9 protein-coding genes are annotated in these 8,552 nt (G+C 55.7%); all 9 read right to left on the bottom strand.

Annotated features, from left to right (window positions below; translation table 11 throughout):
* On the bottom strand, positions 1 to 1,280 hold a 1,280-nt coding region (gene dtpA / locus HP459_RS18935; protein WP_171936642.1), incomplete at its 3' end, for a dipeptide/tripeptide permease DtpA.
* A 608-nt stretch (positions 1,281 to 1,888) separates the two neighbouring features.
* On the bottom strand, positions 1,889 to 2,524 hold the full coding sequence (nth, locus tag HP459_RS18930; RefSeq protein WP_171936641.1) for an endonuclease III: 636 nt from the start codon (positions 2,522 to 2,524) through the stop codon (positions 1,889 to 1,891).
* On the bottom strand, positions 2,521 to 3,207 hold the full coding sequence (locus HP459_RS18925; RefSeq protein WP_003857592.1) for an electron transport complex subunit E: 687 nt from the start codon (positions 3,205 to 3,207) through the stop codon (positions 2,521 to 2,523). The genes nth and HP459_RS18925 overlap by 4 nt, the downstream gene beginning before the upstream one ends.
* A gap of 2 nt (positions 3,208 to 3,209) precedes the next feature.
* On the bottom strand, positions 3,210 to 3,830 hold the full coding sequence (gene rsxG / locus HP459_RS18920; protein ID WP_022647917.1) for an electron transport complex subunit RsxG: 621 nt from the start codon (positions 3,828 to 3,830) through the stop codon (positions 3,210 to 3,212).
* 10 nt (positions 3,831 to 3,840) lie between these two features.
* The gene (rsxD, locus tag HP459_RS18915) at positions 3,841 to 4,893 is read right to left on the bottom strand and encodes an electron transport complex subunit RsxD (RefSeq protein ID WP_171936640.1); all 1,053 of its coding nucleotides are present in this window, start codon (positions 4,891 to 4,893) and stop codon (positions 3,841 to 3,843) included.
* Entirely contained in the window at positions 4,894 to 6,915 is a 2,022-nt protein-coding gene (gene rsxC, locus HP459_RS18910) for an electron transport complex subunit RsxC (protein WP_171936639.1), read from the bottom strand.
* Positions 6,908 to 7,486 (bottom strand): electron transport complex subunit RsxB, encoded by a 579-nt coding sequence (gene rsxB / locus HP459_RS18905; protein ID WP_015570664.1) that lies wholly within the window; start codon positions 7,484 to 7,486, stop codon positions 6,908 to 6,910. The genes rsxC and rsxB overlap by 8 nt, the downstream gene beginning before the upstream one ends.
* Positions 7,486 to 8,067, bottom strand: coding sequence for an electron transport complex subunit RsxA (gene rsxA, locus HP459_RS18900; RefSeq protein WP_022647920.1), 582 nt, complete (start codon positions 8,065 to 8,067; stop codon positions 7,486 to 7,488). The genes rsxB and rsxA overlap by 1 nt, the downstream gene beginning before the upstream one ends.
* Before the next feature lie 76 nt (positions 8,068 to 8,143).
* Positions 8,144 to 8,552 (bottom strand): DUF2569 domain-containing protein (locus HP459_RS18895; protein ID WP_171936638.1); only part of this gene is annotated, 409 nt, incomplete at its 5' end.

The raw sequence follows: 8,552 nt of genomic DNA, 5'->3' as shown, positions 1-8,552 counted from the left end.
GTCAGGAACCAGCTACCCATGATGAAGCCCATCAGACGCTGAGGGACCAGCTGTGCAACCATCGCCAGGCCCAGACCGGAGATCATCAGTTCACCGATGGATTGCAGCGCATAGCTCAGGATCAGCCAGTTAACAGACACGATACCCGCGTCGGTCGCGAATTTCGTCCCCAGCGGCAGCACCAGGAATGCGCCAGAGCACAGCACCATACCGATAGCGAACTTGTGCGGCATCGGCAGACGGTCGCCCATCTTGTTATAGATAGCGGCCAGAATCGGGCTACCAATCATGATCCAGAACGGGTTCAGTGCCTGGTACTGCTCCGGCTCGAACGCGATACCCAGGATCGAGTGCTCAACGTTGCGGATTGCGAAGAAGTTCAGGGACGTTGGCATCTGGCTGTACAGGACGAAGAAGATAATCGCTTCCAGCATCAGGATGAACGCCACAATCATCTTACGACGTGCCGCACCCTGCATCGCGAAGGCTTCTTTAGCGAAGATAATCACGATACCCAGCGCAACCACGGCCAGTACGGCACGTGCAATACCCTGGTTGTGCAGCAGCCAGGTAGCGACAGCGGCCAGGATCACAATGCCGACGATGGTTGCCAGCAGTTTGCCCATATGCACGGGTTCGAAGTCTGGTTTAGAACCATAATCTTTAACCCAGCTGCGACAGAACAGGAAGTTCACAACGGTGATCAGCATACCCACGAAGCTCAGCGCAAACGCTACGCTCCAGCCGAATTTCGCGGCCAGCCATGGGGTTGCCAGCATCGAGAAGAATGAACCGATGTTGATGGACATGTAGTACATGGTAAATGCACCGTCCAGACGCGGATCATCTTTGTTGTAGCAGGTAGAAAGCAGGGAGGACGGGTTAGCCTTAAAGAGGCCGTTACCTACCGCGATGGTAGCCATGCCCATGTATACCACGCCCGCATCGTGCCCGGACCATGCAACCAGACCATAGCCAATCGCCAGAACCACGGCGCCCAGCATAATGACACGTTTCGTACCGAGGACTTTATCGCCTAACCAGCCGCCGATGGCGACCAGGCCATAGACCAGAGCGCTGAAGGACGAGAACAGCGTGATGGAATCGGCTTCGGACATACCCAGTTGCTTAACCAGGTAAACGGCCATAATCCCTTGCAGGCCGTAGTAGCCAAAACGCTCCCATAATTCGATTGAGAAAATGAGATAGAACGCTTTAGGCTGTTTGAAAGCGTTAAGACTTACGCTCTCATCTGTTGGTTTATTGTTTGCAGTAGACACATATACCTCTTTTTTTACATCCCATATTAACGGGGGTGTTCATAGCGTGATGACCGTAGTCCATCCGCTTTATAGTTATATTGGGAGGGGAAACGGCGGGTAATGTTCACTATCCAGCCCCATCTGGCAATACGTTTGTAATAATCTGTTACATATAACTGTGGCGGTATAATCATCGGTTCACGCAAATGTTATGCAGCGTTAAATTTCATCCGTTGAGAATTGGTGGTTTTTTTCACTGTAAATGACCCTGATGAATGGCTGTATGGCGATATGTTCTGCTATTTTGGGTGAAAGGCAGTGATATAGCCCATATTCTGAAAAATGACTGGTCTTATATGCGGTGAGTAAAGGATGAGATCTTGTCTGGCAAAGGCGTGGAGAGGGTTTTAAAAACAAAAATACAACATCAAGTTATCAGAGTGATCGCGATCACAGATGTATAGAAATTTTTGGTGATGAAAAAACTATTAACCTGTTTGAGTGTTAAATATCCGCAGAATCGACAACACTTTATGGACAATGAGAGGGAAAATTACGGCCAAGGGAGAAGATATCAGAGCCCTTATTTAATCTAAGGGCTTGAACAATAACAAGTGTATGTACCTTCAGGGATAGACTTTTTCTTTGTATTCACAGAGATCTTCGATAATGCAGGAGCCGCAGCGTGGCTTACGTGCAATACAGGTATAGCGCCCGTGAAGGATTAGCCAGTGATGGCAATCCACCTTAAATTCCGCAGGGACCACTTTTAATAGCTTTTCTTCCACCTCTTCCACGTTTTTACCCGGCGCGAACCGGGTGCGATTAGAAACGCGGAAGATGTGAGTGTCCACGGCGATCGTCGGCCAGCCAAACGCCGTGTTGAGCACGACATTTGCCGTTTTACGCCCGACGCCTGGCAACGCTTCCAGCGCTGCGCGATCTTCCGGGACTTCACCGCCGTGCTGCTCAAGCAGGATCCGGCAGGTCTTAATGACGTTTTCGGCCTTACTGTTAAACAGGCCGATGGTCTTGATATAGGATTTTATCCCTTCAACCCCCATCTCCAGCATGGCCTGCGGCGTGTTGGCTACAGGGTAGAGCAGGGCCGTGGCTTTGTTGACGCTCACGTCAGTGGCCTGCGCAGAGAGCAGCACCGCGATCAACAGTTCAAACGGCGAGTTAAAATTCAGCTCTGTCGTTGGATGAGGATTCTCATCGCGCAGGCGCGTCAGGATCGCAATGCGTTTCTCTTTATTCATACTGCTTTCTCGGGGATCCCTTCCTGTACGCTGCGTTCAGCGGCGCGGCGTTTACGTTTTTCATCAATCAGGTATTTTAACGCCAGCATCATCCCAAGGCCAATGAAGGCGCCTGGCGGTAGCATGGCCAGCAGGAATGGGGTGTCCGTATGGAACACCTCGATACGCAGCGATTTCGCCCAGCCGCCAAGCAGCGCGTCCGCACCGTCGAAGAGCGTACCGTTGCCCAGAATTTCACGCAGAGAGCCGAGGACGAACATGGCGGCAGTCGCGCCCATGCCGATGGAAAACCCATCCAGCGCGGAAATTGCCGGGTTGTTTTTAACCGCGAAGGCTTCAGCGCGTCCCACGACAATACAGTTAGTCACGATAAGCGGAATGAAGATCCCGAGCGACTGGTACAGGCCAAATGCGTAGGCGTTAATCAGCATTTGCACGACGCTGACCACCGATGCAATGATCATGACATAAATCGGAATACGGATTTCCGATGGCGTCCAGCGGCGCAAAACAGAAATGGAGAAGTTGGTCAGGGTCAGCACCAGCGTGGTCGCCAGCCCCAGCCCGAGCGCGTTGGTGGCGGTAGACGTCACCGCCAGCAGCGGGCACAATCCCAACAGCTGTACCAATGCCGAGTTGTTCTTCCAGAGTCCCTGGACGATAACCTCTTTAACCTGGCTCATGGTCACTCCTCACAGGCGGAAAGATGATTGATCTGCGCGGGCAGCGTTTCGGCATACAGACCGGCGCGTTTGACGGCGTTGACGACCGCGCGGGGCGTAATCGTGGCGCCCGTGAACTGGTCAAACTCACCGCCATCTTTTTTCACCGCGAAAGCAGGATCGTCCTCGCCATGAATCATCTTACCGGCAAAGTGTAAAATCCAGTCGCTCAGGCGTGTTTCAATTTTGTCGCCAAGGCCCGGCGTTTCGTGATGTTCCGTCACGCGCGTACCCAGCACGGTGCCGGAAAAATCGCTGCCTACCAGCAGCTGAATTGCGCCAGAGTAACCGTCCGGCGCGGTGGCTTCCATGATGGCGCCCACCGGGTTCTCGCCCTTACGGGCAATATAAACGCGGTGGCTTCCTTTACCGAGCTGCGGGGCCTGCACGACAAAGCAGCTTTTTTGCAGGTTATTATCATAGAAGTCTGATGGGATCACCTGATCGAACAACGCCTTTTGCTGCTTCATTGCCTGCTCTTCAATGGTGCTTTTCGTCAGTTCATTTACCAGCGCAGTCAGCCCGGTGAGGGCGGCGGCGAAGATCGCCAGCGTGACGCCGTGTTTTTGCATAGTCTTTAGCATGGCGTAACCCTTAGCGATGACCGTACACGCGTGGACGCGTGTAGTAGTCGATGAGCGGAACGGTGATGTTAGCCAGCAGTACGGCAAATGCCACGCCGTCCGGATAGCCACCAAAGCTGCGAATAAGCCAGACCAGCAAGCCCGCCAGCGCGCCGAAAATCAGACGACCTCGGTTGGTGGTAGAGGCGGTGACCGGATCGGTGAGAATAAAGAATGCCCCGAGCATGGTCGCGCCGGAGAGCAGATGGAGCTGTGGGCTGGCCAGTGACTCAGGTGAGATGACCCAGCCGAGCGTTGAACAGACGGCCAGCGTCACCAGGAAGCTCACCGGAATATGCCAGCGGATCGCTTTTTGTTGCAGCAGGAAGGCACCGCCCAACAGGTAGGCCAGATTGACCCACTGCCAGCCCGCACCCGCCAGTACGCCGCTGTAAATAGACGATTTCATCACCTGCTCGACGCTGTGGCCGGCACGCAGGGAGGTTTTGAAGGTATCGAGCGGGGTGGCCTGGCTGATGCCATCCACGCCCATGCGAAGCGCGTTCATATCCGCGCCCATCGCGGTGTGGCCAGTAAAGATAACGTTCAGGGCATCCATAAAGCCGGGCACCGTGGCGGCGATCTCATGCGGCGGCAGCCAACTGGTCATCTGTACCGGGAAGGAGATCAGTAGCACCACGTAACCAATCATTGCCGGGTTAAACGGGTTATGGCCCAGCCCACCGTACAGCTGCTTGGCGATGATCACCGCAAATATCGTTCCCAATACTACCATCCACCACGGGGCGAACGGGGGAATGCTGATGGCCAGCAACAGGCCGGTCAACAGGGCGGAGTTATCGCTCAGGATGCGAGTCACCTCCATTATGCGCAGCTTCAGGATCGCTGCTTCCGCTGCGAGGGCACTGGCGCAACCCAGAACTAACTGGAAAAGCGTACCCCAGCCGAAAAACCAACACTGTACGGCAATACCTGGCAACGCGGCCAGGCACACCAGCATCATAATACGCGATGTCTGGCGCTGGTTATGGGTATAAGGGGAACTTGCAATTCTGAAAACCATTTAATCCTCGTTAACGGCTTGCTGCGCGGCTTTCTTTGCCTGAACACGCGCAATCGCGGCGGCGACTGCGGCTTTGCGTGGATCGTCGTTGGCGGCCGCAGGCCGTTCGTCCTGCTGTGCCGCTTTTCGTGCTTTGGCACGGGCGATGGCCGCTTCAACGGCGGCTTTACGTGGGTCGACAGGCGCTTCACTCTCTTCGGCAGGATGAAGTTGTGCCGCTTTACGTGCTTTGGCGCGGGCGATAGCGGCTTCAACGGCCGCCTTGCGCGGATCGGTCGCTTCCTGTTCAACCACCACTGTCTGCTGACCGGCTTTACGGGCTTTTGCCCTGGCGATAGCCGCTTCCACCGCCGCTTTACGCGGATCTGTGTTGGCTTCCGGTTTGGCGTTTTGCGCCTTCTCCGCCTGACGTGCGCGCGCTTCGGCTTTACGCGCTTCGCGGGCGGCAATCGCTTCGCTATTGTCCGGCTTTTGGCCAGACACGATCGCTACCGGCTGAGCGGCAGTCGCGTTCTTCTCCCGCACACGGGCGAGGGCAGCGTTAATCGCATCCTGATCTTTCGCCGCAGGCTGCACGGCAGCCTGCTTATGGCGTTCCTGACGGGCTTGTTTCTCGCGCTCCAGTCGCGCCTGGCGCGCTTCAAAGCGGGCCTTCGCCTCAGCGGCACGTTTTTCTTCCATGGAGATAGCGTAGATTTCGGCTTTCTCCTGACGGAAGTACTGCACCAGCGGAATATTGCTTGGGCAGACCCAGGCACAGGCACCGCATTCAATACAGTCAGCCAGGTTATGCGCCTGGGCTTTATCGTGCAGCTGGCCTTTGCTGTACCAGTACAACTGCTGCGGCAGCAAGTCTGCCGGACACGCATCCGCGCAGGCGCTACAGCGTATACAACCTTTCTCTTCCTGCGTTTCGCCCATCTCCGTTGGGGAAGGGGCGAGCAGGCAGTTGGTAATCTTCACCACTGGCACATCCAGCCACGGCAGGGTAAAGCCCATTAGCGGGCCGCCCATAATGACCATCTGCTCGCTCCCCGGGCAGAAGTCAGCCTGTTCCAGCAGATGATGCACCGGCGTACCCAGACGCGCCCAGACGTTGCCGGGACGGGAGACGGACTCGCCGGTCAGCGTGACGACGCGTTCGGTCAATGGCTCTCCGTCAATCACCGCACGTTTCACCGCGTAGGCAGTACCCACGTTTTGCATCAGCACGCCGATATCGGACGAACGGCCCCCGTGGGGAACCTGTTTTCCGGTCAGGATCTGCGTCAGCTGCTTCGCCCCGCCGGATGGGTATTTGGTCGGGATCACGCGCAGGGCGATATCATGGCTGTCCGCCAGTACCGCACGTAGCATTGAAATGGCCTGCGGTTTATTGTCTTCAATACCGATCAGCACTTCGCGGGGTTGCAGGATATGCGCAAGAATGCGAATACCTTCCACCACCTGCGCGGCACAGTCCTGCATCAGACGATCATCGGCGGTGATGTACGGTTCGCACTCGGCGGCGTTAATAATCAGCGTTTCGATTTTATCGCCGCCGCCGTGAAGCTTGGCGCCGGTCGGGAAGCCAGCGCCTCCAAGACCTGCTACGCCAAACTGATGAATGCGTTCAATCAGCGCTTCACGGCTGCGGGAACGGTAGTCGCTCCAGCCGTCACGATCGATCCAGCGATCTTCCCCGTCGGCTTCAATGATGACGCTCAGCTCAGACAACGCCGAGGGATGGGCAACGGTATGGGGGGCAACAGCCACCACCTTGCCCGAAGTCGGGGCATGTATCGGCAACATACGTCCACGACCAAAGGTCAGCGGCTGGCCGCGAAGGACGGTATCGCCTTCTTTCACGCACAGCTCGCCTTCCGCGCCGATGTGCTGTTTCAATGGCATCACGTAGCGGGTCGCCAGCGGAATTTGACGCAGCGGCGTACCGTTTGACTGGGTTTTCATTTCCGGGGGATGGATACCGCCGTCGAAGTCCCAGATCTTCTCTTTTCTGAAAGCAGAAAATAACTTAAGCATGTTGTTCCACAGGAATATTGCGAACCGGAATGGTCTGAAGATCCCATTTCCAGCTTTCGGTCGTCGTTTCAACCGGGCGGAGTTCTATACACTGCGTCGGGCAGGGGGCTACGCAGAGGTTACAGCCGGTGCACAGGTCCGCCACAACGGTGTGCATGGCGCGGGTTGCGCCTACAATGGCGTCGACAGGGCACGCCTGAATACATTTGGTGCAGCCGATGCAGTTGGCTTCGTCGATAACAGCAAGGGCACGAACGGGCTCCTGCGCCTGTTCATCGCCGTCGACAGGCTGCGGATCGACGTTCAGCAGGGCAGCTATTTTAAGCATGACCGCTTCGCCACCCGGCGCGCAGCGGTTGATCTTTTCTCCCTGCACGCCCACCGCCTCAGCGTAAGGACGGCAGCCAGGGTAGCCGCACTGCCCACACTGGCTCTGCGGCAAAAGCTCATCAATTTTTTCAACCACCGGATCGTCCTCTACCGCAAACCGGCGGGAGGCATAACCCAGAATGATGCCAAAGACGAGTCCCAGTACGCTGATGGACGCGATGGCAATCCAGATAGCACTCATTACAACTTCACCAGACCACTAAAGCCCATAAAGGCCAGAGACATTAAACCTGCGGTCACCAGAGCGATGGCGTTACCGCGAAACGGCGCGGGAATATCCGCCGCTGCCAGACGCTCGCGAATCGACGCGAACAGGACCATAACAAAAGAGAAACCGACCGCCGCGGAAAAACCGTACAGCGCCGACTGCATGAAATTATGCCCAAGGTTGATGTTGAGCAGCGCCACGCCCAGCACAGCACAGTTGGTGGTGATGAGGGGCAGAAAAATACCCAACAGGCGATACAGGGCAGGGCTGGTTTTACGCACTACCATTTCGGTAAATTGCACCACCACCGCAATGACCAGAATAAAGGACAAGGTGCGCAGGTAGAGCATGTCCAGCGGGATCAGGATCCAGGTATCAATCAGCCATGCGCAAATGGAGGCCATCGTCATCACGAAGGTGGTGGCCAGCCCCATGCCCATTGCCGTCTCCAGCTTTTTGGAGACCCCCATAAACGGGCACAGGCCAAGGAACTTCACCAGCACGAAGTTATTAACCAGCACAGTTCCGACAAAGAGCAGTAAGTAATCGGTCATTATTTAGCCTGAAATAAAAGAGCCGCCTATTATCGGATAAACGACAACAGGCCACAACAGGTTAACTGTAAGGTTATTACGGGTTAACGAAGGTCTTCTTAACGCGCGTCGACCGCTTGAAATAGGGCACCAGAAGCGCCGTTGCAAGCAACGGAAAGAGTAGCTGGCGAACCGCCAGTGTGTCAGAAACTGGCGAAAAAGCGAACGCTTTGACGGCAAGCAGCACGGAGACCAGCAGCCAGATAATGTAATGTTTCGGCACGCTTTTGCGGCGTTTGAAGAAGGCGATGGTCAGCCAAAGCGTGTAGTACCACATCGCGATTGCGAAAACGAACGACACAAACCACGTCGCAATATTGAGCGCGCTCTGAGACATCAGTGTCTGGATAGCATGAGGAGTAACCAGTGCAGTGGTGTAAAGCAACAGCGCCAGCGAAGCGCTTAATAAAGCCACCAGCAGCCATGCCAGCGGGGCGATTAACCAG

The sequence above is a fragment of the Enterobacter sp. CM29 genome (assembly GCF_013179605.1).
Lineage (GTDB): Bacteria > Pseudomonadota > Gammaproteobacteria > Enterobacterales > Enterobacteriaceae > Enterobacter > Enterobacter intestinihominis.
Note: the sequence above shows the minus strand (reverse complement) of the source record. Positions and strands in the feature narration are given on the sequence as shown.